This window comes from Nonomuraea sp. PA05 (genome assembly GCF_008086045.1).
Taxonomy (GTDB): domain Bacteria; phylum Actinomycetota; class Actinomycetes; order Streptosporangiales; family Streptosporangiaceae; genus Nonomuraea; species Nonomuraea monospora.
Window position 1 is genome coordinate 1 of sequence record NZ_VSEY01000013.1, and the last position, 26,042, is coordinate 26,042.

Genomic DNA, 26,042 nt, shown 5'->3' on the forward strand with positions numbered 1-26,042 from the left:
TGTGCTCTCCCGACCCCCCCACCGAGACCCGGTAGACCCACCTCCCCACCTCCTGGTGGGGGGGGGGGTGGCGGGCGTACAGGTTCCCCCCCCCCCCCCGCCAGCCGTGGGGGATGCGCCCGCCGATCCGCCCTTGCAGGCCCTTGACCCAGGCGCGGGACGGATGGTGGCCGGAGTCGAGCGAGCGGGCGTGCAGGCCGTCCGCGTACAGGGTGGTGTTCTCGCCGTCGAGCTTCTCCGTGACGACGACCTCGCGCCCGCGCAGCCCGGACAGGTCGCCCGCGCGCACGTCGTCGGGGGTCGCGCCGGGCGACCAGGGCAGGTGAGGGGTACGCGGATAGTGCACGCGCATGATCCCTCCCCCGTCGATTGGAGGTCACTGTACAAGCGGCGTGACAAGGCTCTCCAGCCAATATTCAGCGGGGATCGGCGGCCCGGCCGAGGTACACGCCTTCCGGCGCCGGCGAACCTGCGCACGCCCCGGACGCGCGCCACGTCCAGCGCGTCGAGCAAGCCGAGCTGACCGAGCCGTCCACCGGCTCCAGACGGGCGGCAGCCCGCTCACCGCGAGGGAGACGCCCTGCGCATCTCCCGCGACGCGGGCCGGCTCCGGCCGACGGCCGAAGCTCCGGACGCCGTTCGGCTTGCGTCTCAAGCGGCTTGAGATAAGAAGGTGGCCCCATGACCGACGACGAGCTGTACCCCATCGGCGACGCGGCCCGCCGCAGCGGCCTGAGCGTGAGCGCCGTCCGCTTCTACGCCGACACCGGCCTGGTCACGCCCACGGCGCTGAGCGAGGCCGGTCACCGCCTGTACGACATTCACGCCATCGCCCGGCTGGAGCTCGTCCGCACCCTGCGCGAGCTGGACGCCGACCTGGACGAGATCCGCCGCCTGATCGACGGCGGCACCACCCTGCACGACCTGCTCACCACCCACCTGCGGGTCGTCGAGCGCCAGGAGCGCACCCTGCGGGCCAGGCGCGCGGTGCTGACCGCCCTGATCAGGCAAGGCGGCACGGCCGCGCAGGCCGGCCTGATGCACAGGCTCGTCTCGATGACGGACGAGGAACGCGAGCGGATCATCGACGACTTCTGGAACGACGTCGGCGCGAACCTGGACGTCCCCGAGGGCTTCGTCGACCGGTTGCGCACGATGCGTCCCGTCCTGCCCGCCGACCCCACCGCCGCGCAGCTCGAGGCCTGGATCGACCTGGCCGACCTGGTGTCGGACCCGGCGTTCCGCGACGCGGTCCGCGCCTACCTGCGCGACGCCTACGCCGCGCCGGAGACCAGGCCGCTGGCGACGGCGCCGTTCCAGGAGTTCATCCACGTGAGCGGGGTGCCGCTCATGGAGGAGCTGCTCGCCGCCTGCCGTGCCGGGGAGTCGCCCAGGTCGCCGCGCGCGCAGCGGGCCGTCACCCGCTTCATGGAGGCGGCCACCGCGCTGTCCGGCACGCCGCTCACCGCCGAGGTGCGCGACCGCATGGCGGACGGGTATCGGCAGATTCCCGACATCGTCCGCCGGATGGCCGAGGAGGACGCCTCCTCCGGGAGCCTCGTCTACGACGACACTCACGGCCGGTACGTGTCGCTGGTGGCACGGATCAACGGGGTCGCGATCGAGGAGGGCCACGACTCCGTCCCCTATGCCTGGATCGCCGAGGCGATGCGCGCCGAGGAGCCGCCGTCGCCCTAGCGGACGGGCCGGGACGTCATCGTCCCGGCCCGCGATGACCGGCAGGGCACCGGCGTCAGGGGATCACGCAGGGGCGGCCCTGGCCGTCCACCCCGCTGGACTCCCTGAGGTTCACCGCCGACCCGAGCGGCACCGTCGTGCCGGCGCTGGGGGTCGAGAACAGCACGGTGCCGAACACGTCTCTGCAGGTGTTGTCGAAAGTGACCGCGCCGACCGTCAGGCCGGCCGCCACGATCGCCTGCCGGGCGCTGGCGTCGTCGAAGCTCTGCACGTTCGGCACGGCCGTGAGACCGCACTGGACGCGGAAGATTTCCCACGACTGGATCAGGGTCGCGTCGCTGTGGATGATGTCGGTGATCCGGCCGCCGCCGCCGACGGCGGTGAGGAAGCGGCCGTTGACGGTCCGGATGGCGAACCCGTCCCCGCCCTGGCGGATCAGCGCGAACTTCTCCCACGCCTGCAGCACGGTCGCGTTGGTGTGGACGACGTCGGTGGTGCGACCGCCGCCGCCGACGGCGGTGAGGAGGTGCCCGGTCACCGTCTTGATGCCGAAGTGCAGGTGGTCGGCGTCGCGAACGGCAGCGCCATGGCCGCCGAGGCGGGCCGCGTGAGCCCCGCCAGGCCGGCGGCGGCGAGCACCGTGGCCGCGATGACGCCGAACACGCGTCTGAGATTCATCGTTGTCTTCTCCTGCTTCGGCTCCTCGAGTGGGAGTCCTCATGTGCAGGGCGTTCCACGGGCGTTCCGGCGGATGGAACGGATCAGCGCGCCGCCGGTTTCAGGAAGGTTTCGGACCCTTGACAGGACGTGGGCCGCGCCTCAGTATCTTCACCACTAACTTTATTCCTAAAGAAAGTCCTCTCACATGGCAGGCACGGACCGCGGCGACCTCACCAGGACGGCGATCCTCGCCCTCCTGGGCACGGTCGGCCCGCTGAGCCGCACCGAGATAGCCCGCGAGCTCGACCTCAGCCCCGCCACCGTCACGCAGCTCACCAAGGAGCTCATCGGGCACGGAATGCTGGAGGAGCTGGACCTGAAGCCGTCACGCGGCGGCCGTCCCGCCCAGCGGCTCGGGCTGGTGGGCAGCGCCGGGCGGGCGCTCGGCGTGAAGGTGACGGCCGACCACCTGGTGCTGGTGGACGTACGGCTCGACGGCGAGGTGCTCGGCTCCTGGGAACGGCCCCACGACCCGGCGGCGCCCGACGCGCTGGAGCAACTGGCGGACGCGGTCGAGTCCGTGGTCCGCGAGATCTCCGGGGTGCCGCCGCTGCTCGGCGTCGGGGTGGGGGTGCCGGGCAGCGTGGACGACCAGGCCGTCGGCACCGTCAACGCGCCGACGCTCGGCTGGCAGGCCATGCCGGTCGGCGAACGGCTGCGCCGCCGGCTCAACCTGCCCGTCCTGGTCGAGAACGACGTCAACGCGCTGGCGGCGGCCGAGCGGTTGTACGGGCGGGGGCGGACGCACAGCGACTTCCTCGTGGTGACGATCGGGCGCGGTGTCGGTGCGGCGATCGTCGCCGATGGGCGGGTGTATCGGGGGGCGCGGGGTGGTGCGGGCGAGTTCGGGCACCTTCCGGTGGATCCTGAGGGGCCTGCCTGCGGGTGCGGTGCCAGGGGGTGCCTGGAGGCGTTCGTCGGCTCGGCGGGGCTGCTGGCCGCGGCCCGCGCGAGGCAGAGCGCGGCCCAGGGCGACGGCCGGACGCATGCGGGCCGGACGGACGCGCGCCGGTCGGAGGAGGAGCGGGCACACATGGACGCGCGCCGGTCGGAGAAGGAGCAGGCACACATGGACGCGCGTGACACGGGTGCGCGTGGTCTCGACGCGCGTGACCCGCTGGGGGCGGTGGCCGCGCTCGGCCGGGCCGCCGCCGGGGGCGATGGGGCCGCGCGGGAGGTGTTCGCCGAGGCAGGCGCGATCCTGGGCCGCGCCACCGCAGGCCTGATCAACGTGGTGGACCCCGAGGTCGTGGTGGTGCTGGGCGAGGGCACGGCCGACTGGCCGCTGTGGCGGACGGGCTTCGAACCGGCCCTGCGCGCCCAGTTGTACCCGGGCCGGCGCGACATCTCGGTCGAGGTGGAAAGCTGGGACGACACGAGTTGGGCGCAGGGAGCGGCGGCCCTCGTGCTGGCCACCCCGTTCGACTCCGCCGGCGCGGCGGGCGAGCAGGGCCGCCTGGTCCGCGCCCGCCTGATCGGAGCCACGACATGAGCGTCCGTCAGGCCTTGCCCGAGGCGCCGCCCCAGCCCCGGCCGCCCGTCGGCCACGCCCGCCCGAGGCGGCGCGGCGGCTGGCGCTACGCCGGCACGGTGGCGCTGTTCCTCCTGCCGAGCCTGATCCCTCTGACCCTCTACACCCTGATCCCGATGGTCGGCTCGTTCTGGACCAGCCTCCACGAGTGGGACCTCATCACCGACATGCGCTGGGTGGGCCTGGGCAACTACGCCGAGCTGATCGCCGACCCCGACACCCGCGCCGCGTTCGGTCACACCCTGTACTTCATCGCCGGCTACCTCCCCCTGGTCTACCTGGGCGGCCTGGGCCTGGCGGTGCTGCTGAACCGGGTGATGCCCGCGCGCGGCCTGCTGCGCGGCATCTACTTCCTGCCGGTGATCACGAGCTGGGTGGTCGTGGCGCTGATGTGGAAGTGGCTGCTCAACCCGGCCAGCGGCATCGTCAACTGGGCGCTCGGCCTGGTGGGGGTGAGCGGGCCTGGCTGGTGGACGGATCCGGACTGGGCGATGCCGTCGATCATCCTCGCCTCGGCCTGGAAGGACCTGGGCTTCGTGATGATCATCCTGCTGGCGGGGTTGCAGGCGATCCCCCGGGAGTACCAGGAGGCCGCGATGGTGGACGGGGCGACGGCCTGGCGCAGGTTCCGGCACATCACGCTGCCGCTGCTGTCTCCCTCGACGTTCTTCGTGGTGGTGATCTCGCTGATCAACGGCTTCCAGGTGTTCGACCAGGTCCAGATCATGACGGGCGGCGGGCCGGGCGGCGCGACGCAGGTGGTGGTCTCGCAGATCTACGACCTGACCTTCCGCTACGGCCGGGCCGGCGCCGCCTCGGCGCTGTCGTGGCTGCTGTTCGCGCTCGTACTGCTGGTGACGATCGTGCAGATCCGCGGCCAGAAGAGGTGGGTGACCTATGGCTAAGGTCCTGAGGTACCTGCTGGTGGGGCTGGGCGCGCTGGTCATGTTGTTCCCGTTCGCCTGGGCGGTGATCACCTCGATCACGCCGAGCGACGCGGTGCTGGCCGTGCCGCCGGACTTCACGCCCGAGGGCGCGAGCCTGGACGCGTACGGGCGGCTGCTGGAGACGCTGCCGTTCTGGCGGATCGTGCTGAACAGCGCCTGGATCGGCGCGGCCTCCACCACGTTGCAGCTGGTGACCAGCGCGATGGCGGCCTACGCGTTCGCCAGGCTGCCCTTCCCCGGCCGGGGCGCGCTGTTCGCGGTCTATCTCGCGACGCTGATGATGCCGCTGCCGGTGCTGGTCGTGCCGCTGTTCATCGAGATGCGCGCGTTCAACCTGGTGGACACCTACTTCGCGCTGCTGGCGCCGACGATCGCCTCGGCGTTCGGCGTGTTCCTGCTGCGGCAGGCCGTCAACCAGGTGCCCAGGGAGTTCGACGAGGCGGCGGTGCTCGACGGCGCCGGACATCTCCGCATCTTCCTGTACGTGGTGCTGCCGCTGATCCGCCCGGCCCTGGCCACCTTCGCCATCTTCGGCTTCATGGCGAGCTGGAACAGCTACCTCTGGCCGCTGATCATCATCAAGTCGCCGGAGTTCATGACCCTGCCGCTGGGTCTGGCGACCCTGCACGGCCAGTTCACCACGCAGTGGGACGTGGTGATGGCGGGCTCGGTCGTCAGTGTCGTCCCGATCCTCATCCTGTACGTCTTCGCGCAGAAGCACGTCATCGCCAGCGTCGCGCAGAGCGGGCTCAAGTAGAAGGAATCCCCCCATGTCACGACACATCAAGTTCGTCGGCGCCGTCGCGGCCGCCGCGCTGCTCGCCACCGCCTGCTCGCAGGGATCGGCCACCCGGGGCACCACCGCCGAGGCGGGCGGCAAGGTGACGCTGCGGTACTTCACCTTCTCCGCCGCGCCCGACCACGTGAAGGACCTCGACACGATCGAGAAGGCCTTCGAGAAGGAGAACCCGAACGTGGACGTGGTCGTCGAGACCGCCCCGTTCGACCAGTACTTCACCAAGCTGCAGACCAGCATCGCCGGCGGCACCGCGCCCGACACCTTCGAGCTCAACTACGAGAACTTCGTCACCTACGCCAGCGCGGGCTCCCTGCTCGACCTCGGCACCGTGGCGGGCGACGTGGACACCTCGGTGTACGCGCAGTCCTCGCTCGACGCCTTCAAGCGGGACGGCAAGCAGTACGCCCTGCCCGCCTCCTTCTCCACGGTCGTGCTCTTCTACAACAAGGACCTGTTCGACAAGGCCGGGGTGCCCGCGCCCACGGCGGACTGGACGTGGCAGGACGAGCAGGCCGCCGCCGAGAAGCTGACCGACAAGAAGAAGGGCGTCTACGGCGACTTCCAGCCGGTGCAGTTCTTCGAGTTCTACAAGACGCTGGAGCAGGCGGGCGGCGAGTTCCTTTCCGCCGACGGCAAGAAGTCGGCGTTCAACAGCCCGCAGGGCGTCAAGGCCGCCACCTGGCTGGTGTCCAAGGTGGGCAAGACGATGCCGACCGAGGCCGAGATCGGCGGCACCGCCGACTACGACACCAACCTCTTCAAGTCCGGCAAGCTCGCCATGTGGCACAACGGCATCTGGCAGTTCGCCGGGCTGAAGGACGTGCCGTTCGAGTGGGACGTCGTCGTCGAGCCCGGCGACTCGGCCAAGGCCAGCGCGGTCTTCCACAACGCGGTGGCGGCCTCCTCCGGCACCAAGCACGGCAAGGAGGCCTGGGCGTGGGCCCGGTTCCTGTCGGCGTCCGACACTGCGGCCACCACCCGCATCCAGTCGTCGTGGGAGCTGCCGCCGGTCTCCGACCAGCAGGTGCTGTCCGGCTACCTCAAGGACCCGGAGCCGGCCAACCGGCAGGCGGTCTTCGACTCGCTCAAGTCGATCGCGCTACCTCCGGTGATCAAGCGTCAGCAGGAGATGCAGGACGCGGTGACCAAGGAGCTCAGTGAGGCCGCGGCCGGGCGCAAGAGCGTGCAGGACGCGCTCACGGCCGCCGCCGCCGAGGTCGACGCGCTGCTCGGCTAGCCGTTCCCCGTTTCTACGTACTCAGGAGAGATTCGTTGTCCCTCGTCGCGCACAGCCTCGACGTGATCAAGAGTTTGCAGGCGCCGTCAGGGGCCTACCCGGCCTCGCCCACCTTCTCCGCCTACCGCGGCTACTCCTGGCTGCGGGACGGCGCGTTCATCGCCGAGGGGGTGAGCAGGCACGGCGACGTGGCCGGCGCGGACGCCTTCCACGCCTGGTGCGCCCGGGTGGTCGGCGACCGCGCCGGGCAGGTGGACGTGCTGGTGTCCCGCGCGGGGCGCGGCGAGGTGGTCACGGCAGCCGAGATGTTGCCGACCCGGTTCACGCTGGACGGGGTGGACGGCGACGACGACTGGTGGGACTTCCAGCTCGACGGGTACGGCACGTGGCTGTGGGCGCTGCGCGAGCACGCCGTCCGGCACGGCAGGGCGGTGCCCGGTGTGGAGAAGGGCGTCAGGACGGCGGCCCGGTACCTGACCGCGTTCTGGCACGTGCCCTGCTACGACTGGTGGGAGGAGCACGTCGAGCACCGGCACGTGGCGACGCTCGGCTCGATCCACGCGGGCCTGCGGGCCGCCGTCGCGCTCGGCGTGCTGAGCGCGGCGGAGTCGGCGGCGGCGGCCGAGGCGGCCGAGAGCATCGCCCGGCTGGTCACACAAGAAGGCGTCACCGGGAACGGGCAGGGGCATCTGCGCAAGTGGCTCGGCAGTGACGCGGTGGACGGCAGCCTGCTGGCCTGCGTCGAGCCCTTCGGCCTGTACCCGGCCGGCCACCCGGTCGGCGAGGCCACGGTCGCCGAGGTGGAGCGGCAGCTCGCCCGCGACGGCGGCGTCTACCGCTACCTCGCCGACACCTTCTACGGCGGCGGCCGCTGGCTGCTGCTGGCCGGTTTCCTCGGCTGGAACCACGCCCGCGCGGGTCGCCGGAAGGAGGCCGAGCGCTACCTGGAGTGGATGGCGGCGCAGGCGACCCCCGCGGGCGACCTGCCCGAGCAGGTGCCGGGCCTGCTGCTGGCCCCCGACCGGCGGCAGGAGTGGCTGGATCGCTGGGGCCCGGTGGCCACGCCGCTGTTGTGGTCGCACGGCATGTACCTGATCCTCGCCGATGAACTGGGGGTGACCGCGTGATCCGGCACAGGCCCCACGGCTCGGGGCATCCCTACGCGGACACGGAGGACCAGCGCGTCCCGGCCAGGCCGCTCGACGGTGAGAGCGTGGAGCTGCGGGTGCGCGCTTCCGCGGAGGTGGTCTCCGTCGTGTGCGACTGGTCGGTGAACGGCGCCGCACCCGCCGAACTGCCCCTGACCAGGCGGGACGGCCGCCGGGAAGCCGGCGCGGCGGAAGGGGCCGACGCGGCGACCGGCGCGGCCGAAGAGGCCGGCGCTGTCGGCGCGGTGGATGGTGGGCACCTGGCCGCCGCTCAGGCGCGTGCCGCCCGCGCCGCCGCCGGTTCCTGGGCCGTCCGCACTCCCGCCCTGCGAGCGGGCTCCCGCTACGCCTACCGCTTCCGTTCGAAGACGGCCGGCGGCGCCACCCGTACGAGCAGGTGGTTCGAGGTGACGGCGGCGAGCTGGTCGGACGCGGGCGGCAAGCTGGAGATCGCGGGCGATGACCGGGTCGTGCCGGGCAGCGTGCGCTGGCTCGCCGACGGCGACGGGCCGCTGCGGGTGCGGTTCGAGCTGGCACTGGAGCCGCGGGAGCACGTGGTGGGCTTCGGCGAGCGGTTCGACGCCGTGGACCAGCGGGGCCGGAGCCTGGACGCGGTGGTCTTCGAGCAGTACAAGGCGCAGGGCCGGCACGGCCGCACGTACCTGCCGATGCCGTACGCGATGGTGGTGGGCGGCGCGGCGAGCTGGGGCTGGCATGTGCGCACGTCGCGGCGCACCTGGTACGACGTGGGCGCGTCGCGGCCCGGCAGGATCGTGGTGGAGGCGGAGACCGGCCGGGACGGCGAGCTGGGCGTGCGCTTCTACGACGGCGAGCGCCCGGCGGACGTGCTGGACGCCTTCCTCGACGAGGTGGGGCGCCCGGCCGAGCTGCCCGACTGGGTGTTCCGGCTGTGGGCCAGCGGCAACGAGTGGAACACCCAGGAGCGGGTGCTGGCCGAGCTGGACCGGCACCGCGAGCACGGCATCCCGGTGGGCGCGCTGGTCATCGAGGCGTGGAGCGACGAGACGACGTTCACGGCGTTCCGCGGCGCCGAATACGAGCCGTCGCAGGACCCGCACCGGCTGGCCGACTACACCTTCCCCGCCGACGGGCCGTGGCCCGATCCGAAGGGCATGGTGGACGAGCTGCACCGCAGGGGCGTCAAGGTGCTGCTGTGGCAGATCCCGCTGCAGAAGATGCGCCCCCACCCGCGCCACCAGGCCGCGGTGGACGCCCGGCAGCTCGTCGAGCGCGGTTACGGCGTGCGCGAGGCGGACGGCCGCCCCTACCGCAACAGGGGCTGGTGGTTCCCGCTGGCGCTGATGCCCGACCTGTCCTCGCGGGAGGTGCGCGACTGGTGGACGGCCAAGCGCCGCTACCTGGTCGAGGAGGTCGGCGTGGACGGCTTCAAGACCGACGGCGGCGAGCACGCCTGGGGCCACGACCTGCGTTACGCCGACGGGCGCGACGGCGCGGCCGGCAACGGGCTGTTCCCCGTGCACTACGCGCGCGCGTTCGGCGATCTGCTGCGTGACTGCGGGAAGGCGCCGGTGACGTTCAGCAGGGCCGGGTTCGCGGGCTCGCAGCCGCACGGCGCGTTCTGGGCGGGCGACGAGGACTCGACGTGGGAGGCGTTCCGCTCTTCGATCCGGGCCGGGATCACGGCGTCGGCCTGCGGGATCGTCTACTGGGGCTGGGACCTGGCGGGCTTCTCGGGGCCGGTGCCGGACGCCGAGCTGTACCTGCGGGCGGCGGGCGCCTCGGCGTTCATGCCGATCATGCAGTACCACTCCGAGTTCAACCACCACCGCACCCCGATCAGAGACCGCACGCCGTGGAACGTGGCCGCGCAGACCGGGGACGAGCGGGTGATCCCGGTGTTCCGGCGGCTGGCCGAGCTGCGCGAGCGGCTGGTGCCGTACCTGGCGGAGCAGGCGCGGGCGGCGACGGCGGGCGGGGCGCCGCTGATGCGCGGCCTGTTCTTCGACCACCCGCACGACCCGCAGGTGTGGCGGCATCCGCTGCAGTACCAGCTCGGTGACGCGCTGCTGGTCGCGCCCGTGACGGAGCCCGGTATCAGCGAGACGTCCGTCTACCTCCCAGACAGGGAGGGCGGCTGGGTCGACGTCTGGACCGGGCGCGAGCTGCCCGGCGGGCGGACCGTGAGCCTGCCCGCGCCCCTCGACCGCCCGCCCGTGCTGTGCGCGGCGGAGCACTGGAGCCGATTGTCGTCGTTGTTCGCCGTTTGAGAGGAGCCACCCCCCATGAGCCGGTTACGGTCGGTCGCCGTCGTCACGGTGCTCGTCCTGCTCGCGTCCCTGGTCACCGCCCCCGCCTACGCCCTGGACGGCGTCCACCACAACCCGACCGGAATCGACGACCTCTACTCCTCCGAGCCCACGGAACGCACCCCGCGCGACCCGATGGCCGGCGAGCCGGTCCAGATCAACGCGACGACCTGGCCGATCGAGCCGGGTCAGAGCGTCTGGGTCACCTGGACGAAGAACGGAGCGGCGCAGACCCCGGTGGGCGCCGCCTGGGACCACAACAACGGCAACAACAGCTACTGGAAGATCAACCTCGGCACGTTCGCCAGGGGCGACAAGATCTCCTACACGGTCAACGCCGACGTGAACGGCGCCGGCCAGCGGAGCACCGGCCCGTTCGCGTTCACCGTCACCTCGTGGAGCACGGTGACGAACGTGACGGGGTTCGTGAACAACGGCACGTCGGTGGATGTCACGACCGGTGACAGCGCGGGGAGCTTCACGCCGAAGATCCGCTTCGCGTTCCCCGCGCTCGACCGGTTCCGCACGCAGATCGCCCCCAGCGGGTCGGGCCTGAACATCTCCGGCGTCTCCGGCTACACGGTGACGGACTCCGCGAGCACGCTGACGATCTCCACCGCCTCCCTCGTGCTGAAGATCCAGAAGGCGCCGTACCGGCTGTCGGTCTTCAAGGGCGACGGCACGACGCTGATCACCCGCCAGTACGACCCCGCCACGTTCCGCAACATCGGCTGGGCCAGCGACGGCGCCACCACCATCACGAAGATCGAGGACCACTTCCTGTCGCCGCCGGGCGAGCGCTTCGAAGGCTTCGGCGAGCGCTACGACCGCCTGGACCAGCGCGGCACCGACGTGCACCACTACGTCTACAACCAGTACCGCGACCAGGGCGCCACCCGCCGCACGTACCTGAGCGTGCCGTTCTTCCTCAACTCGGCCGGGTACGGCGTGCACGTCAGCGGCACCCGCTACGCGATCTTCAACCTGAACACGCACCTGAGCGACCTGGCCGGCTTCACCGTGGACACCGGCGGCGCGCTCAACTCGACGCTCGACTACCACTTCTTCGCCGGCTCCCCCGCCGAGATCGTGGACGACTACACGGCCGTCACCGGCCGGCCGCAGCTTCCGCCCAAGTGGGCGTTCGGGGTGTGGATGTCGGCCAACGAGTGGAACACCCAGGCCGAGGTGAGCGCCGAGCTGGCGAACGCGGGCACGTACCAGATCCCGCACACCGCGATGGTGCTGGAGCAGTGGAGCGACGAGGCCACCTTCTACGTCTGGCACGGCGCCACGTACACGGCCAAACCGGGCAGCGGCAAGCTGGCCTACGGCGATCTGACGTTCCCGGCGGGCAGCGCGTGGCAGAACCCCAAGGCCATGGTCGCCGACGCCCACAGCAAGGGGATCAAGATGATCCTCTGGCAGATCCCGGTGCTGAAGGAGAACTTCGACAGCAACCCGTCCACCCCGCCGCAGCAGCACCTCAACGACAAGGCCTACGCGCAGGCGCAGGGCTATCTCGCCAGGAACGCCACCAACGGCCCCTACCGGATCCCGACGGGGCAGTGGTTCGGCGACAGCACGATCCCCGACTTCACCAGCGCGGCGGCCACCGCCTGGTGGATGAGCAAGCGCGACTACCTCATCGACGAGGTCGGCGTGGACGGCTTCAAGACCGACGGCAGCGAGGCCGTCTTCGGCAGGGGCGTGCAGTTCGCCGACGGCCGCAAGGGCGACGAGATGCACAACGCCTACCCCAACAGCTACACCGGCGCCTACAACGCCTACGTCAAGGGCAGGAAGCCCGACGGGACGATCTTCAGCAGGGCGGGCACGACCGGCGCCCAGACCAAGTCGATCTTCTGGGCCGGTGACCAGAACTCCAGCTTCTCCGCCTTCCAGGAGGCGGTGCGGGCCCAGCTCAGCGCGGGGCAGTCGGGCGTGCCGTACACGGCGTGGGACCTGGCCGGCTTCACCGGCGACTTCCCGAGCGCCGAGCTGTACCTGCGCTCGGCCGCGCAGGCCACGTTCTCGCCGATCATGCAGTACCACTCGGAGAAGGCCAACCCGGGCGTCTCGGAGGCCCGCACCCCGTGGAACGTGCAGGCCCGCACCGGCGACCCGAGCGTGGTGCCCGCCTTCCGCAAGTTCGCCAACGTGCGGATGAACCTCATCCCGTACCTCTACACCGAGGCCAGGGCCGCCGCCACGACGGGCGTGCCGATGATGCGGGCCATGAGCTTCGCCTTCCCCGGCGACGCGGCGGCGGCCGGGCACGACCAGCAGTACCTGTTCGGCTCGCAGCTCCTCGTCGCGCCGATCACCACGCAGGGCGCCACGTCCAAGAACGTCTACCTGCCCGCCGGCGAGTGGTACGACCTGTGGAACGGCGGCCGCTTCACCGGCCCGGGCACCAAGACCTACGCCGCCGGCCTGGACACCATCCCCGTCTACGCCAGGCCCGGCGCGATCATCCCGCTCAACCTGAACGCCGACTACCAGCTCGGCGGCCAGACCGGCAACAGCGTCGACACCTATGCGAACCTGACCTTCCGCGTCTACCCGGCGGGCTCCACGTCGTACGCCTACTTCGAGGACTCCGCGAACGCCACCCGCACGATCACCTCGGCCGAGAACTGGGCCGCGCACACCGTGGCCGTCACCGTGCCCGCGCTCACCACGACCAGCACGCTGCAGGTCGCGAGCACGAAGCCGGCGTCGGTGACGGGGGCGACCGCGCGGGCGAGCCTGGCCGACCTGAAGGCCGCCGCCGAGGGCTGGTGGTGGGACCCGGTCCAGCAGCTCACCCACGTCAAGCTGGCCGCCGCCGCGTCCAGCCGCACCGTCACGCTGAACGGCGTGGACAAGGCGGCCTACGAGTCGGAGTTCGCGACCGGCGCCGGCACCTCCGCCAACAACGACCACGCAGGCTACACCGGCACCGGCTTCACCGACGGCTTCGCCACCTCGGGTGACGCGGTGACGTTCAACGTCAAGGCCGACGCGGCGGGCGGCCACCAGCTCAAGTTCCGCTACTCCACCACGGTGGCCGCCACCAGGACCGTCTACGTGGACGGCGTCGCCGCGGGCACGCTCTCGCTGCCCGCGCTGCCGAACTGGGACACCTGGGGCACGGCCACGCTGAGCACCTCGCTCACCGCGGGCGCGCACACCGTGAGGATCGCGTACGACGCCTCGAACACCGGTGGGATCAACCTCGACAACCTGGTGGTGGCCCGGCCATGACCCGACGTGCGATCGTCTTCCTGACCATCCTGCTCCTGCCCCTGCTGGTGGCGCCGCCCGCGCAGGCGGCGGTCCAGCGGGTGCAGTTCACCAGCGGCTCCACCTACCTGATCGTGGAGTTCCTGGACGACGACCTGGTGCACTTCGAGCTGGCCAACGGCACGTCGCCGGGCACCGGCTCGCCGCTGTTCACCACGCCGCAGATCGCCAAGACCGACTATCCGGGGCCGTCCAGCTTCAGCCAGTCGGGCAACACGCTCACCACGGCGGGGATGAAGGTCGAGGTGACGGCCGGCACGCTGTGCGTGAAGGTGTCCGACCCCGTCCGGCTGCTGTACGAGGCTTGCCCGCGCAACCTGGCCCAGGCGTGGAAGGGCCTGACGGTCAGCAAGGCGTCGGCGCAGCACGCGTACGGGCTGGGTGAGCAGTTCTTCACCGGCGGCAGCGCGGACGGCGACTGGGTCGGCCGCACCCGCGGCCCAGGCGGCCCGTACGGCAACGCGATGGCCTATGACGCCGACAACGGCCCGGTCGGCAACGCCCAGATCCCCGTCCTGTTCGCCGTCGGCGCCTCGAACCTGAACTACGGGCTGCTGCTCGACCAGGTCTACAAGCAGGAGTGGAACCTGACCGGCGACCCGTGGACGATCGACACCTGGGGCGACCAGCTCAGGTGGTACACGATGACCGGGCCTGACCTGCCCGACCTGCGCAAGGACTACATGGAGCTGACGGGCAGGCCGCCCGTTCCGCCGAAGAAGGCGTTCGGCCTGTGGGTGTCGGAGTTCGGCTACGACAACTGGGCGGAGATCGACAACCGGCTGTCCGGGCTGCGCGCCGCCGCGTTCCCGGTGGACGGCTTCGTGCTCGACCTGCCCTGGTTCGGCGGGGTGAGCGCCGGCTCCGACAACACCAGGATGGGCACCCTGGCCTGGGACACCGCCGCCTTCCCCAACCCGTCGGCCGCCATCGCCGACTACCAGGCGAACAAGGGCGTCGGCCTGATGACGATCGAGGAGTCCTACGTCGGCAAGAACCTGCCCGAGCACGCCGACCTCGCCACCCGCGGCCATCTCGTGCGGGCCGGGTGCGCGGCGTGCGCGCCGGCGTACCTGACCGTCAACGACTGGTGGGGCCGTGGCGGCATGATCGACTGGACGCAGAACGCGGCGGGCGACTACTGGCACACGCTCAAGCGTCAGCCGCTCATCGACGCCGGCGTGCAGGGCCACTGGCTCGACCTCGGCGAGCCCGAGATGTACGACGCGGGCGACTGGACCGCCGGCGTGCTGCCCGGCAAGCACGCCCACGCCGACTACCACAACGTCTACAACCTCAAGTGGGCCGAGAGCATCGCCCGCGGCTACGCGTCGGGGACGAAGCGCCCGTTCATGCTGGCCCGCTCCGGCGCGGCGGGCATGCAGCGGCACGGCGTGGCCATGTGGTCGGCCGACATCGGCTCCAAGCTGACCGCGCTCGCCCAGCAGCAGAACGCGCAGCTGCACATGTCGATGTCCGGCATCGACTACTACGGCTCCGACATCGGCGGCTTCCGCAGGGAGATGCTCAACTCCGACCTGAACGAGCTGTACACGCAGTGGTTCGCCAACGGCGCCTGGTTCGAGGTGCCCGTGCGCCCGCACACCGAGAACCTGTGCAACTGCGCGCAGACCTCCCCCGACAAGATCGGCCACACCGCCAGCAACCTGGCCAACCTCCGGCAGCGCTACGAGCTGACCCCCTACTACTACTCGCTCGCCCACCGCGCCTACCTGCACGGCGAGCCCGTCGTGCCGCCGCCCGCCTACTACTACCAGAACGACCAGAACCTGCGCGAAGCCGGCCACGAGAAGCTGATCGGCCGTGACCTGCTCGTCGCCGTGGTGGCCGGCGCGGGCGAGCGCGAGCGGGACGTCTACCTGCCCGCCGGCACCTGGTACGACTACGCCACCGGCGAGAAGCTGACCAGCACCGGCCAGTGGTTCACCGACCGGCCGCTGTGGGTGAACGGCGCCTTCAGGCTGCCGGCCTTCGCGCGGGCGGGCGCGATCCTGCCCAGGATGCACGTGGACGACAAGACGATGAACGTGATGGGCAAGCGCACCGACGCCACCACCAGGAACGAGCTCATCGCCCGCGTCCACGCCGGCGCCACGGCGACGAACTTCACCCTGTACGAGGACGACGGCGCCTCCACCGCCTACCGGACGGGCGCCGTCCGCACCACCCAGATCAGCCAGCAGCTCACCGGCGGCACGGCGACCGTCACGGTGGCCGCCTCCAGCGGCACCTACACGGGCGCTCCGGCCAGCAGGCAGAACGTCGTCGAACTCGTCACCGACACCCAGGCGTCGGCCGTCACCCTCAACGGCAGCCCGCTGACCCAGCACGCCACCAAGCCCGCCTTCGACGCGGCCACCAGTGGCTGGTACAACGCCGGCGGCAACCTCGTCGTCGCCAAGTCCGCCGCCACGTCCGTCACCACGGCCAAGTCGTTCGTGTTCACGCTCGGCCAGACGCCGGTGTCGGCCACCTTCACCTGCCACAACGGCACCAGCACGCCCGGCCAGTCGGTCTACGCGGTCGGCAGCGCGCCGCAGCTCGGCGCCTGGTCGGTGGCCAGCGCCGTCAAGCTGTCGCCGACCGCCTACCCGACGTGGACGGGCACGATCGGCAAGCTGCCGCCCGGCACCCCGGTCGAGTGGAAGTGCGTCAAGCGGCAGGAGGCCGGCTTCCCCGACACGGCCGACCAGTGGCAGCCGGGCGGCAACAACGTCCTCACGACACCGGCGAGCGGGAGCGCCGGCACCACCACCGGCACCTTCTGACCCAGCAGCGGCAAGCGGCGTGCAAGAGATCGGCAAGCCGCCCTTCCTACCGTCCTGGCAACACAACTGGATCATGCCAGGGGGAGAAAGCATGAGACCGTCACTCAAGACCATGGGGACGCTGGCGCTCGGGGGCGCGCTGGCGGCGTCCCTGCTGAGCGCCCCGGCCGCGTCAGCCGCGACGCTGCCGGGCTGCCCGGTGCCGCGGACGGCGAACGTCGATCACGGCACGGGCGTCATGAAGGGCACCTTCAACCTCAAGACCGCCCCGTACGCCGCGTGCGGCAACGTCGCCAGACTCCGGGCGGGCCAGGTCCTCTACTTCCACTGCTGGACCCTGAACAGGTACGGCAAGCACTGGGTGTACGCCCGGGTCAAGGGCAGCAAGACGTACGGCTGGATGAGCCTGGACAACCTGCGCTCGGTCAAGAACAGCCGCCCGACCTTCTGCCCGGGTGAGGACCACCGCTCCGAGGGCTGACAGACCTGAGAAACGGCGGTACCGGCTCGCTGGTGCCGCCGTTTCCTCATGTCAGGCCGGGACCGGTCTGCGTCTACGGTCTGAGTGTGCTCACCTTGCCGGACATCCTCGCCGACGCGGAACGCGGACACCTGCCCGAACCTGGCGCCGGGCCCACGATCGTCCCGCAGCCCTCCCCCAGGGACGCGGGGGTCATCGCCTTCACCGCGCACAACGTCATCTGCGCCGATGTCGACGAGGGCTGGATCAGGTCCCGCCTCCCCGACGACGGCGACCTGTCGGCGCCGCTCAACCCGCCCTTCCTCCGGGCACTGGAGGAACGCACGGGACGCCGGGTCAACAACCTCGATCTGCTCGCCCTGGCCCATCCCTGCGCCGGTGACCCGCCGATGGACCTGACCGAGATCACGGACGCGGCGCATCCGCGCGTCCGGCGCGCCCACCGCTACCGCGACGACGTACGCGTCTGGACCTGCCCGGGAGGGCTGCTGGTCCTGGGGCGGGGCGTCGCCGGCCGGTGGGAGGTCGCGATCGAGGTGGACGCGGGCCATCGGGGGGCCGGGCTGGGGCGGGCGCTGGCGCGTGCGGCCAGGCAGCTCGCCGCGCGCCCGCTGTGGGCGCAGATCGCGCCGGGGAACGCGGCCAGCGTCCGGGCGTTCCTCGCCGCCGGGTACGTGCCGATGGGCGCGGAGGCGCTGCTCGTTCCGGACGTGGGGGGAAGCGACAGCCGCGGCTGATCATGGCATCGTGGGCGCATGGGAAAGGATCTCGTCCGTGGCGCGGCCGTCGGCCTGGCGGCGGGCCTCGTGCTGGCGCATCCGGTCGCGCAGACGTACCGTCCGGACGTGCTGGACTACGTGGCCCACATCAACGTGGTCCTGGCCGTGAGCGTGGTCGTCCCCGCCGGTTGGTTGCTCGCCCACCTGCTGAGGATCACCCATCCCGTACGCGCCGCGCTCCTGGCCCCGCTTCTGTTACTGGTCGCCAAGAACGCGGCCGACCTCACCGTGACGAGCCCTTCCCCGGAGCTGGTCGCCTTCGCGTTCACCGCGCTGGCGGTCTTCAGCTACGCGACCGCCGCGGCGCTGACGGCCACGACGTCGCGCTTGCCCCGGGGCGTCGCGGCCGCCGCCGTGTCCGTGTGCGTGATCGCGTCCGCCACGGTCCAGCAGCAGCGGGACGAGGCCATGGACCGGCGGTTCCGCGAGGAGCTGACCGCCCTCTACGCCGCGTCCCTCCCTCTGGTGGTGCCGGAGGAGGTGCCCGGCCGCACGCTCGCGCACGTGTGGACGATCTCCGACGAGGTTCTGGCCCTGGACTACGCCGTGAACCGCGCGAGCGAGCCCGACGTGTTCGTGCAGATCTCGACCGGGGACCCGGCGGCGAGCTGCGCGGAGTGGGTGCGGGAGAGCGCGGACGGCTGCGAGCGCCTGGCGGCGGATCGATGGCTGGTCACCACGGGCGGCAGGATGGTGCTGTTCACCACCTCCGGGAAGCACCTCGTCCAGGTGGACTCGGCGGCCCTGGCCCGCGACGACCTCCTCACCGTGGGCGGCGCGCTGCGCCAGGTCACCGCGGGATACCTGGCCGCCCTGTCCTGACCCGCGTCACGACGGCGACGAGCAGCCCGAGCGCGCCGTACGCCGCGCCGAGCAGGCTGGTGGCCGCCCATCCGGCGGTGGCGTAGGCCCAGGTGGTGGTGATCGCGCCGAGCGCGGAGCCGAGCGAGTAGAACGCCATGTACGCGCCGATGACGCTGCTGCTGCGGCCGGGCCTGGCGGTGGTGAGCAGGTGCTGGCTGCTGACGTGCACGGCCTGCACGGCGAAGTCGAGGACGATCACGCCGGCGATCAGCAGCCACAACGACCACCCCGCCTGAGCGACGAGCAGCCACGACGCCGTGAGCAGGGCCAGCGCCCATCCGGTCACCGGGAACGCCCACCCCCGATCGGCCCACCGGCCCGCCCGGGCCGCGCCCAGCGCCCCCGCGAGCCCGGCGAGTCCGAACAGCCCGATCTCGGTGCTGCCGAAGTGCCACGGTGCGGCCCCCAGCGGGAGCGCCAGCCCGCTCCACAACGTACCGAAGGAGGCGAACAGGAAGAACGCGACCAGCCCCCGGCCGAGGAGGAGCCGGTCACCGGCGACCAGGCGGCCCAGTGACGCCAGCAGCTCCCCGTACCGGGCACGGGGGCGGTGCGGGTCGGCGGCGAGGGTGTGCCGGGCGGCGAGCGCGAGCAGCGCGCAGAGCCCGGCGATGACCAGGTAGACCGCCCGCCACCCGGCCAGTTCGCCCAGCGTGCCCGCGACGATGCGCACGCCGAGAATGCCCACGACGACGCCGGAGGTGACCGTCCCGATGTTGCGGCCCCGTTCGCCGGGCGGTGAGACGGCGGCGACGTAGGCCACCGCGATCTGCACGACCACCGCGAACAGCCCCGCCACCGCCATCCCGGCGATCGCCACGCCACCCTGACCCGCGGTGGCGGCGACGACCGCGCCCGCCCCGGTGAGCAGCAGGTGGACCGTGATGAGCCTGCGCCGGTCGAACAGGTCGCCGAGCGGGACGAGTAGCACCAGCCCCGCCAGATAGCCGATCTGCCCGGCGGCGACCAGCCGGCCCAGCGCCGCCCGTCCGAGCCCGAGGTCCTGGCCCGCGGCCTCCAGGACGGGCTGGATGCCGTAGACGGCCGACACCGCCACCGCGCACACCATCGCGAGCACGGCCCGCTGCCTTCCGGTCATCCCTGACACCCTCCGATAGGTTTCAATTCGCAACCTATTCGACGCTAGGGCATAATGGTTTCAGTTTGCAACTCACCTTGAGGGGGCCGGATGGACGTCACGCTCGCCGCGGGAAGCGCCTGGACCGACCCGGCCTGCCCGGTGGCGCGGACCGTCGATCTGGTGGGCGACCGGTGGAGCCTGCTGATCATCCGTGACGCGATGGACGGGGCGACCACGTTCACCGAGTTCCGCCGGCGGCTCGGGATCGCCCGCAACATCCTCACCGACAGGCTGCGCAGGCTCGTCGAGCAGGGCATCCTCGACAGGAGCGCCGACGACGGCGACGGCAGGCGGCACGCCTACCGGCTCACCGCCGCCGGGCAGGACCTGTTCACGGCCGTCGTGGCGCTGCGGCAGTGGGGCGAGCGGCACGCCTTCGCCCCCGGCGAGCCGCACTCCGTCCTGCTCGACGGTCAGGGCAGGGAGGTCGCCGAGCTGCTGCCGCTCGGCCAGGACGGCACGCCGCTGTCCGCCGGCGCGTCACACGTCCGCAAGATCGAGGACTGAGAGGCTCCGCAGCAACGCAGCGCCGGGCTGCGGGAACGTCCTGCTGAGCCCTGCAGGGCCGAGGCCGGGCACGGGCGTGCCGAACCGGCGGGCCAGGTCGCCCATGACGGCCCGCGCCGCGGCGGCGTCCGGCACCCCGGAGCGCACCACGTCGTGGACGCGGGCCTCGAACGGATCCCACGCCCCGTACGGCGCCCCTGGCTCGTCGAGGGCGAAGATCCGCCGGACCCGGCCGACGTGGTGGATCAGGCCGTCGAGCCGCGGCAGATGCGCGACGAGCAGCAGCTTCGTCGCGGACCGCCGACTGATCTCGATCATCCCTGGGTCGCCGTCGACCAGGATGGTACGCCGGTACGTGCCGCCGTCCACCGCCTCGACGGCCGGCGTCGCGCGGGCGGACAGGTGCCGCAGGGCGTCCGCGAAGTCGAGCGTCCCGTCGTGGGCGAGCCTGACGGCCAGCCCGCCGTCGGCCCGCAACCGGTCGGCGACCCGCCGCCGCGCCCGCAGCTCGCCCGGCGTGGCCCGGAACACCTCGGCCAGGACGCGGTTGAGCTGCCGCACGCTGCCGAACCCCGCCGCGAACGCGATGTCGGCCACCCGCAGATCCGTGTCGTCGAGCAGCCGCCGGGCGAAGTGCGCGCGCCGCGATCGGGCGAGCTGGTCGGCCGTCACCCCGGCGTACTGGAGGAACACCCGCCGCAGGTGCCGCGGCGACACGCCGAGCCGGTCGGCGAGGCTGCCCTCGGTCGCGTCGTCCAGCGCGCCGCCCGCGATCAGCCGCACACCCCGGCACACCAGCTCCGGCATGCCGTCGGCCACCGTCAGATCGCGCCGGTACGGGCGGCAGCGGTGGCAGGCGCGGAACCCGGCCGCCTCCGCGGCGGCGGCGAACGGGAAGCGGGCGGTGTTCGCGGGGAGGGGGCGAGCCGGGCAGTCGTCGCGGCAGTAGATGCCGGTGGTGCGGACGGCGCCGACTGCGTTCATCACTCCAGCATGGCACCACGCGAAGTGCGGGGGCGAGGTTGACCGAATATGGCCAGATCCGGCGGCCGGCGGGCCGTGAGAATCGGGGCGTCCATCAGACAGGAAGGTCGCCGCGATGAGCTCCGTATCGAACAAGCAACTCGTCATCGACGCGTGGAAGGTCTTCGCCACCCGCGACGCCGCCCAGGTGCGCGCCGTCTTCACGCCCGACGCGGAATGGCTCGCCCCGGCGGGCAACGCCACGTCCCTCGCCCTCGACGGGACACACCACCTCATCGGCCGGGAGCGGATCGTGCGCTTCCTCACCGAGGAGTTCTCGACGGTGTTCGTCGACGACGTGTCGCTGCGCTTCGGTGGTTGTTACGCCGATGGTGACGTGGTGGTGGTCGAGATGCGGTTGCTGGCGACGCTGAGCCATGGCGGGCATTACGACAACGAGTACTGTTTCGTGTTCGAGCTGGAGTCGGGGTTGATCAAGCGGGTCCGCGAGTACATGGACACGCAGCGCGGCGCGGCGTGGTTCCGTTCGCCCGCTCCGGCCGGCCCTGACGAGCGACCCTGATCAGCGGCACATCCCGTCGATGAGGTCCGAGAAGTGCGGGAACTCCGCCCGCGCGGCGGCCACGATCTCGGCGGGCGGACGGCCGCGGCCGGACGCGTACCGCTCGGCGATCACGCGGAAGGCCTCGTTCGGCTCCGCGGACACCTCGGGGTCGTCGGCGGCCTCGCCAGGGCCCAGACCGGCGGCGAACAGCCACAGGAGGTCGCCGAGATCCCGGGCGATCACGTCGCGCTCCCCCTCGGAGCCGATGTGCACCACGGGCTGGCCGGTGATCGCCGCGCCCGGTCTCGTCAGCCAGAAGCCGGTGTAGTCGCCCGCCCCGGTGGTGCCGAAGAAGCGGAACTCGCCGCCGTCCACCTCGGGGTTGCCGGTCCACAGGCGCCACCACCACGCCGTCCGGTCGGGCTCCTCGAACTGGGGGTAGAGCTGGAAGTCGCAGCCGCGGTCCTCGTCCGTCTCCTCGTCGTACTCCCACTCGAAGCCGATCCTGGCCACTTCGGTGAGGGCCGCGGGGAGTGCGAGGTCTGCAGTCGTGTCCGCCACGACGAAGAGATTAGCGCCTGCGGGGGGTTCCTTCCGGCGTGAAGGTGAAGGTGTCCTCGAAGGTTCCCTTCCGCGGCGGACGGTGAGCAGGACGGGCTCGTTTGACATCTCAAGCTAATGGGTTTAGCTTTAGGGCTACTAAGTTGAGCCTGGAGGCAGAAATGACCGAGTTCCTCACCGTCGACGGCGGACAGCTTGCCTACGACGTGACAGGGCAAGGCCCCCTGATCGTGCTGGCCCACGGCATGGGCATCACCCGCAGCGCCTTCCGCCACCTGACCCCCCTGCTGACGGACGCCGGCTACCGGGTCGCCGCCCTGGACATCCGCGGCCACGGCGAGTCGACCACCGGCTGGCCCTCCTACACCCGCACCGACGTGGCCGGCGACATCGCCGCGCTGATCCGGCACCTGGGCGGGCCGGCCGTGGTGGTGGGGCACTCGTTCTCCGGCGGGGCCGCGACCATCGTGGCGGCGCGGCACCCCGAGCTGGTCAGCGCCATCGTGGAGCTGGGCCCGTTCACGCGGGCGCAGAAGATCGACGTGGGCGGGCTGCTGAGTGTCGCGCGGCACCGCAAGGGGATGACGCGGCTGATGGGCGCCGCGATCTTCAAGAGCCCCGGCCTGTGGAAGAGCTACCTGGACGTCGCCTACCCCGGCGTCAAGCCCGCCGACTACGCCGAGTACGTCACCGCGCTCGAAGCCGGCCTGCGCCGGCCGGGCAGGATGGCCGTGGTGGCCACGATGGGGCAGTCGGCGCCGACCGACGCGGGCGAGCACCTGGCGGGCGTCCGGTCCCCCGCGCTGATCGTGATGGGCGCGCAGGACCCCGACTGGGCCGCCCCCGAGGCCGAGGCGAACGGCATCGTGGCGGGCATGGCGCCCGGCGTGGGCAGTGTCGTCATGATCGAGGGGGCGGGTCACTACCCGCACGATCAGCGCCCTGCCGAGGTCGCGCAGGCGATCCTCGGGTTCCTGAAGAAGTGACCGGCGATAGACGAGAAGGGGGCCGTGAATGGCCAGGGCGGCGTTGTCCCGTGAAGCCGTGGTGGAGATCGCGCTGGGGCTCGTGGACGAGGAGGGGGAGCCGGGGCTGACGCTCTCGGCGGTGGCCGCGCGGGCGGGCGTGGCCACCCCGTCCCTCTACAAGCATGTGCGCAACCTCGCCGAGCTGCGCGAGCTCCTGTCCGTGCGGATCATGAACGAGATGGCGGACGAGACGAGCGGCGCCGTGCTCGGCAGGTCGGGCGGCGAGGCGGTCCGGGCGCTGATGGAGAGCTGGCGCGGGTACGTCCTGCGCCACCCGCGCCGCTACTCGGCCATGCTGCAGACGCCGGGCCCCGGCCTGGCGCAGGCGCAAGCGCGGCTGGTGGGCATCGTGCTGGCGGCGCTGCGGGCGTACGGGATGAGCGACACGGAGGCGATTCACGCGACGCGCTGCATCCGGGCGGCGATGCACGGGTTCTCGGTGCTGGAGGCGGACGGCGGGTTCGGGCTGCCGGAGAACGTGGACGAGTCGTACCGTCTGCTGATCGACGTGATGACCTCGGGGCTGGGCGAGGCGGCCCGGTAGGGAATACCCCACTGCGTGAGGCGTGCAGGCGTGACTGATCGCGCATGATCTTCACGCCACAGTGGAGTCATGTCGAAATTGCTCGCCGCCGCCGTCGCCGGCGCTCTGATCGCCGCCCCTGTGGCTCCCGCCTTCGCCGCGGCCTCTTCGCCGCAGTCCGCTCTCGACCTGCTCACCGGGCAGGACGGCATGGCGGGCGCGCTGAGCCAGGTGCGTGCCGCGGACGGCACGAGCGTGACCCTGCGTTCCGGCACCGCGCGGCGGGGCACCGGCAAGCCGATGGTCGGCCCCGAGGGCCGGTTCCGGATCGCCAGCATGAGCAAGCCGATCATCGCCGCGACCGTGCTGCGCCTGGCCGAGCAGGACAAGCTCGACCTGGCCGCGCCGGTGGAGCGGTATCTGCCCGGCGTGCTGCGCGGCACGGGGGACGGTGCGGCGATCGACGGGCGGAGGATCACCGTCCGGATGTTGCTGCAGCAGACCAGCGGCCTGCCCGAGTTCCTCGACGCCGTCGAGTGGAAGGAGCCGTTCCCGGACTTCCTGCGGGTGGCGCTGTCGCGCAAGCCCACGGCGCTCGGCTCGTTCGCCTACGCCAACACCAACTACCTGGTCCTCGGCATGATCGTGACCGAGGTGACCGGCAAGGACTTCCGGCAGGCGAGCCGCGACCTGGTGCTGAAGCCGTACGGGATGCGGGACACGTACTGGCCGGCCAAGGGCGACTACGGCATCCGCGGCCCGCACGCCCACACGTACGGGGTGCATCCGGCCCGCCCGCAGGACGGCGAGGTGGATCTGACCGACCGGCTGCCCACCTACGCGTTCGGGCCCAGCGGCGGCCTGGTCTCCTCCCCTCGGGACCTCAACCGGTTCTGGAGCAAGGCTCCGCTGCGGACGTTGACGGCCGAGACGGTGCCGGTCGAGGAGGAGGGCTGGCCGGAGGGGGCCCGGTACGGCTACGGGGTGGCGCGGATGGAGTCGGGCTGCGGCCAGGTCTACTTCGGGGCCGGGGACATGCCGGGGGCCGCGGTGTTCAGCGGCAGGAACCGGGCCGGGCGTGCGGCGACCGTGTACGTCACGGGCGTCCCGCAGAACCGGCAGCACCTGATCGGGGCCTTCGTCGCGGCCATGTGCGGCCGCTAGCCGACCGGCCCGCCGCCGGCGCGGTCGCCGGCCCCCGGCAGTACGGCCGGTGGTCAGCCGACCCAGCGGTGGTAGGCGTGCACGTCGACGTTGCTGCCGCAGACGACGGTGACGACGTGCCGTCCGGCGAACCGGTCGCGGTCCTCGAGGATCGCCGCGACCCCCAGCGCGGCCGACGGTTCGACGACGAGGCCGGCGTGGCCGAGCAGCAGCCGCATCCCTGCGATGATCGACTCCTCCCGGACGAGGACGGCGTCGTCGGCGACCAGGAGCAGGTCGTCGAGGACGGCCGGGATGGGGCGGCGGCCCGCGACGCCGTCGGCGATGGTGTCGGTGGAGTCGGTGGTGACGACCTGCCGCTTGTGGAAGGAGTACGTCATCGCCGGCGCGCCCAGCGGCTGCACGCAGATCACCTCGACGCCCGGCGCGAGGTCCTTCATGACGTGCCCGATGCCGGTGGCCATCGCCCCGCCGCCGAGAGCGATCAGGACGGTGTCGAACGGCGTCTTGGCGAGGCTTTCGACCAGTTCGAGGCCGATGGTGGCGGCGCCCTCGCAGGTCTCGATGTCCAGGCTGTCCTCGACCAGCCGGATGCCGTCGCGGCGGGCGATCTCCGACGCCCGGTCGCGGGCCAGGTCGAAGTCGCCGTCCACCAGCTCCAGCCGCGCGCCGAACGCGCGGATGCGATCGAGCTTGGCCACGGGCGCGAAGCGGGACGCCACGACGGTGACGTCGAGCCCGCGGCCGCGGCCCGACCAGGCGAGGGCCTGGCCGAGGTTGCCTGCGCTGGCGCACACGACGGCTCGCGAGCCGCCTGCGGCCAGCTCGCTCGCGATCACCTCGGTGCCGCGGCCCTTGAAGCTGCGGACCGGGTTCGCCGTTTCGAGCTTGACGCTCACCGCGCAGCCCAGCTCGGGCTCCAGCGTCTCGCAGCGGTACAGGGGGGAGTCGAGGAAGAGGGGGTCGATCGACCGGCGGGCCACCCGGATCCGCTCGGTGTCGAGGCGCGTCTGCTGCACGC

The 26,042-nt window shown here is 71.9% G+C and carries 24 protein-coding genes; 17 read left to right on the forward strand and 7 right to left on the reverse strand.

All coding sequences use genetic code 11. The annotated features are described in order from the left end of the window. Positions 1–352, reverse strand: a 352-nt coding sequence (locus FXF51_RS20990) for an RNA ligase family protein (RefSeq protein WP_187414480.1), incomplete at its 3' end; no start/stop codon positions are given. A 329-nt stretch (positions 353–681) separates the two neighbouring features. Between FXF51_RS20990 and FXF51_RS20995 the strand changes: the two genes are divergently transcribed. Beyond that, a complete protein-coding gene (locus tag FXF51_RS20995; RefSeq protein WP_148436234.1) occupies positions 682–1,698 on the forward strand; it encodes a MerR family transcriptional regulator in 1,017 nt (338 codons plus the stop codon). A 55-nt stretch (positions 1,699–1,753) separates the two neighbouring features. Here FXF51_RS20995 and FXF51_RS21000 read toward each other — a convergent pair whose 3' ends face one another. Then, entirely contained in the window at positions 1,754–2,236 is a 483-nt protein-coding gene (locus FXF51_RS21000) for a PASTA domain-containing protein (RefSeq protein ID WP_148436235.1), read from the reverse strand. Then, positions 2,233–2,376 carry a hypothetical protein gene (locus tag FXF51_RS60875; protein ID WP_187414481.1) on the reverse strand — a complete coding sequence of 48 codons (144 nt, stop codon included), beginning with the start codon at positions 2,374–2,376 and terminating at the stop codon, positions 2,233–2,235. The genes FXF51_RS21000 and FXF51_RS60875 overlap by 4 nt, the downstream gene beginning before the upstream one ends. Positions 2,377–2,563: 187 nt before the next feature. Here FXF51_RS60875 and FXF51_RS21005 point away from each other — a divergent pair, with 187 nt between their 5' ends. From FXF51_RS21005 to FXF51_RS21055, 11 genes are all read left to right on the forward strand, one after another. Next, entirely contained in the window at positions 2,564–3,910 is a 1,347-nt protein-coding gene (locus FXF51_RS21005; protein WP_148436236.1) for an ROK family transcriptional regulator, read from the forward strand. After that, positions 3,907–4,854, forward strand: a complete 948-nt coding sequence (locus FXF51_RS21010) for a carbohydrate ABC transporter permease (RefSeq protein WP_148436237.1) — start codon at positions 3,907–3,909, stop codon at positions 4,852–4,854. The genes FXF51_RS21005 and FXF51_RS21010 overlap by 4 nt, the downstream gene beginning before the upstream one ends. Next, positions 4,847–5,653, forward strand: a complete 807-nt coding sequence (locus FXF51_RS21015) for a carbohydrate ABC transporter permease (protein WP_148436238.1) — start codon at positions 4,847–4,849, stop codon at positions 5,651–5,653. Before FXF51_RS21010 ends, FXF51_RS21015 begins: the two co-directional genes overlap by 8 nt. Positions 5,654–5,666: 13 nt before the next feature. Continuing rightward, positions 5,667–6,932, forward strand: a complete 1,266-nt coding sequence (locus tag FXF51_RS21020; protein WP_148436239.1) for an ABC transporter substrate-binding protein — start codon at positions 5,667–5,669, stop codon at positions 6,930–6,932. A 35-nt stretch (positions 6,933–6,967) separates the two neighbouring features. After that, positions 6,968–8,059 (forward strand): glycoside hydrolase family 15 protein, encoded by a 1,092-nt coding sequence (locus FXF51_RS21025; protein WP_148436240.1) that lies wholly within the window; start codon positions 6,968–6,970, stop codon positions 8,057–8,059. Continuing rightward, a complete protein-coding gene (locus FXF51_RS21030; RefSeq protein WP_148436241.1) occupies positions 8,056–10,329 on the forward strand; it encodes a TIM-barrel domain-containing protein in 2,274 nt (757 codons plus the stop codon). Before FXF51_RS21025 ends, FXF51_RS21030 begins: the two co-directional genes overlap by 4 nt. Positions 10,330–10,344: 15 nt before the next feature. Next, positions 10,345–13,617 (forward strand): TIM-barrel domain-containing protein, encoded by a 3,273-nt coding sequence (locus tag FXF51_RS21035; protein ID WP_148436242.1) that lies wholly within the window; start codon positions 10,345–10,347, stop codon positions 13,615–13,617. Continuing rightward, on the forward strand, positions 13,614–16,445 hold the full coding sequence (locus FXF51_RS21040) for a TIM-barrel domain-containing protein (protein ID WP_148436243.1): 2,832 nt from the start codon (positions 13,614–13,616) through the stop codon (positions 16,443–16,445). The genes FXF51_RS21035 and FXF51_RS21040 overlap by 4 nt, the downstream gene beginning before the upstream one ends. Positions 16,446–16,536: 91 nt before the next feature. Beyond that, a complete protein-coding gene (locus FXF51_RS21045) occupies positions 16,537–16,926 on the forward strand; it encodes a hypothetical protein (protein WP_148436244.1) in 390 nt (129 codons plus the stop codon). Between the two features lie 86 nt (positions 16,927–17,012). Continuing rightward, on the forward strand, positions 17,013–17,663 hold the full coding sequence (locus FXF51_RS21050) for a GNAT family N-acetyltransferase (protein ID WP_148436245.1): 651 nt from the start codon (positions 17,013–17,015) through the stop codon (positions 17,661–17,663). Between the two features lie 18 nt (positions 17,664–17,681). After that, the gene (locus FXF51_RS21055; RefSeq protein WP_148436246.1) at positions 17,682–18,527 is read left to right on the forward strand and encodes a hypothetical protein; all 846 of its coding nucleotides are present in this window, start codon (positions 17,682–17,684) and stop codon (positions 18,525–18,527) included. Here FXF51_RS21055 and FXF51_RS21060 read toward each other — a convergent pair. Beyond that, on the reverse strand, positions 18,496–19,668 hold the full coding sequence (locus FXF51_RS21060) for an MFS transporter (RefSeq protein ID WP_148436247.1): 1,173 nt from the start codon (positions 19,666–19,668) through the stop codon (positions 18,496–18,498). The two genes, FXF51_RS21055 and FXF51_RS21060, sit on opposite strands and share 32 nt — an antisense overlap. A gap of 90 nt (positions 19,669–19,758) precedes the next feature. On the opposite strand from FXF51_RS21060, the gene FXF51_RS21065 reads away from it, so the two are divergent. Further along, positions 19,759–20,217, forward strand: a complete 459-nt coding sequence (locus tag FXF51_RS21065; RefSeq protein WP_148436248.1) for a winged helix-turn-helix transcriptional regulator — start codon at positions 19,759–19,761, stop codon at positions 20,215–20,217. On the opposite strand, the gene FXF51_RS21070 is transcribed toward FXF51_RS21065, so the two are convergent. Beyond that, entirely contained in the window at positions 20,191–21,201 is a 1,011-nt protein-coding gene (locus FXF51_RS21070; RefSeq protein ID WP_187414482.1) for a helix-turn-helix domain-containing protein, read from the reverse strand. The two genes, FXF51_RS21065 and FXF51_RS21070, sit on opposite strands and share 27 nt — an antisense overlap. A gap of 115 nt (positions 21,202–21,316) precedes the next feature. Between FXF51_RS21070 and FXF51_RS21075 the strand changes: the two genes are divergently transcribed. Next, positions 21,317–21,763, forward strand: a complete 447-nt coding sequence (locus tag FXF51_RS21075; protein ID WP_148436250.1) for a nuclear transport factor 2 family protein — start codon at positions 21,317–21,319, stop codon at positions 21,761–21,763. Here the strand turns inward: FXF51_RS21075 and FXF51_RS21080 are convergent, their stop codons facing one another. Then, the gene (locus tag FXF51_RS21080) at positions 21,764–22,306 is read right to left on the reverse strand and encodes an SMI1/KNR4 family protein (RefSeq protein ID WP_262379707.1); all 543 of its coding nucleotides are present in this window, start codon (positions 22,304–22,306) and stop codon (positions 21,764–21,766) included. Between the two features lie 161 nt (positions 22,307–22,467). Here FXF51_RS21080 and FXF51_RS21085 point away from each other — a divergent pair, with 161 nt between their 5' ends. The 3 genes from FXF51_RS21085 (at position 22,468) to FXF51_RS21095 (ending at position 25,021) form a co-directional block, all read left to right on the forward strand. Further along, entirely contained in the window at positions 22,468–23,292 is an 825-nt protein-coding gene (locus tag FXF51_RS21085; protein ID WP_148436251.1) for an alpha/beta fold hydrolase, read from the forward strand. A gap of 28 nt (positions 23,293–23,320) precedes the next feature. After that, positions 23,321–23,878 carry a TetR/AcrR family transcriptional regulator gene (locus tag FXF51_RS21090; RefSeq protein WP_148436252.1) on the forward strand — a complete coding sequence of 186 codons (558 nt, stop codon included), beginning with the start codon at positions 23,321–23,323 and terminating at the stop codon, positions 23,876–23,878. Positions 23,879–23,947: 69 nt separating this feature from the next. Further along, the gene (locus tag FXF51_RS21095; RefSeq protein WP_148436253.1) at positions 23,948–25,021 is read left to right on the forward strand and encodes a serine hydrolase domain-containing protein; all 1,074 of its coding nucleotides are present in this window, start codon (positions 23,948–23,950) and stop codon (positions 25,019–25,021) included. Positions 25,022–25,074: 53 nt separating this feature from the next. Here the strand turns inward: FXF51_RS21095 and FXF51_RS21100 are convergent, their stop codons facing one another. Further along, the gene (locus FXF51_RS21100) at positions 25,075–26,040 is read right to left on the reverse strand and encodes a threonine/serine dehydratase (protein WP_148436254.1); all 966 of its coding nucleotides are present in this window, start codon (positions 26,038–26,040) and stop codon (positions 25,075–25,077) included. Positions 26,041–26,042: the final 2 nt, after the last annotated feature.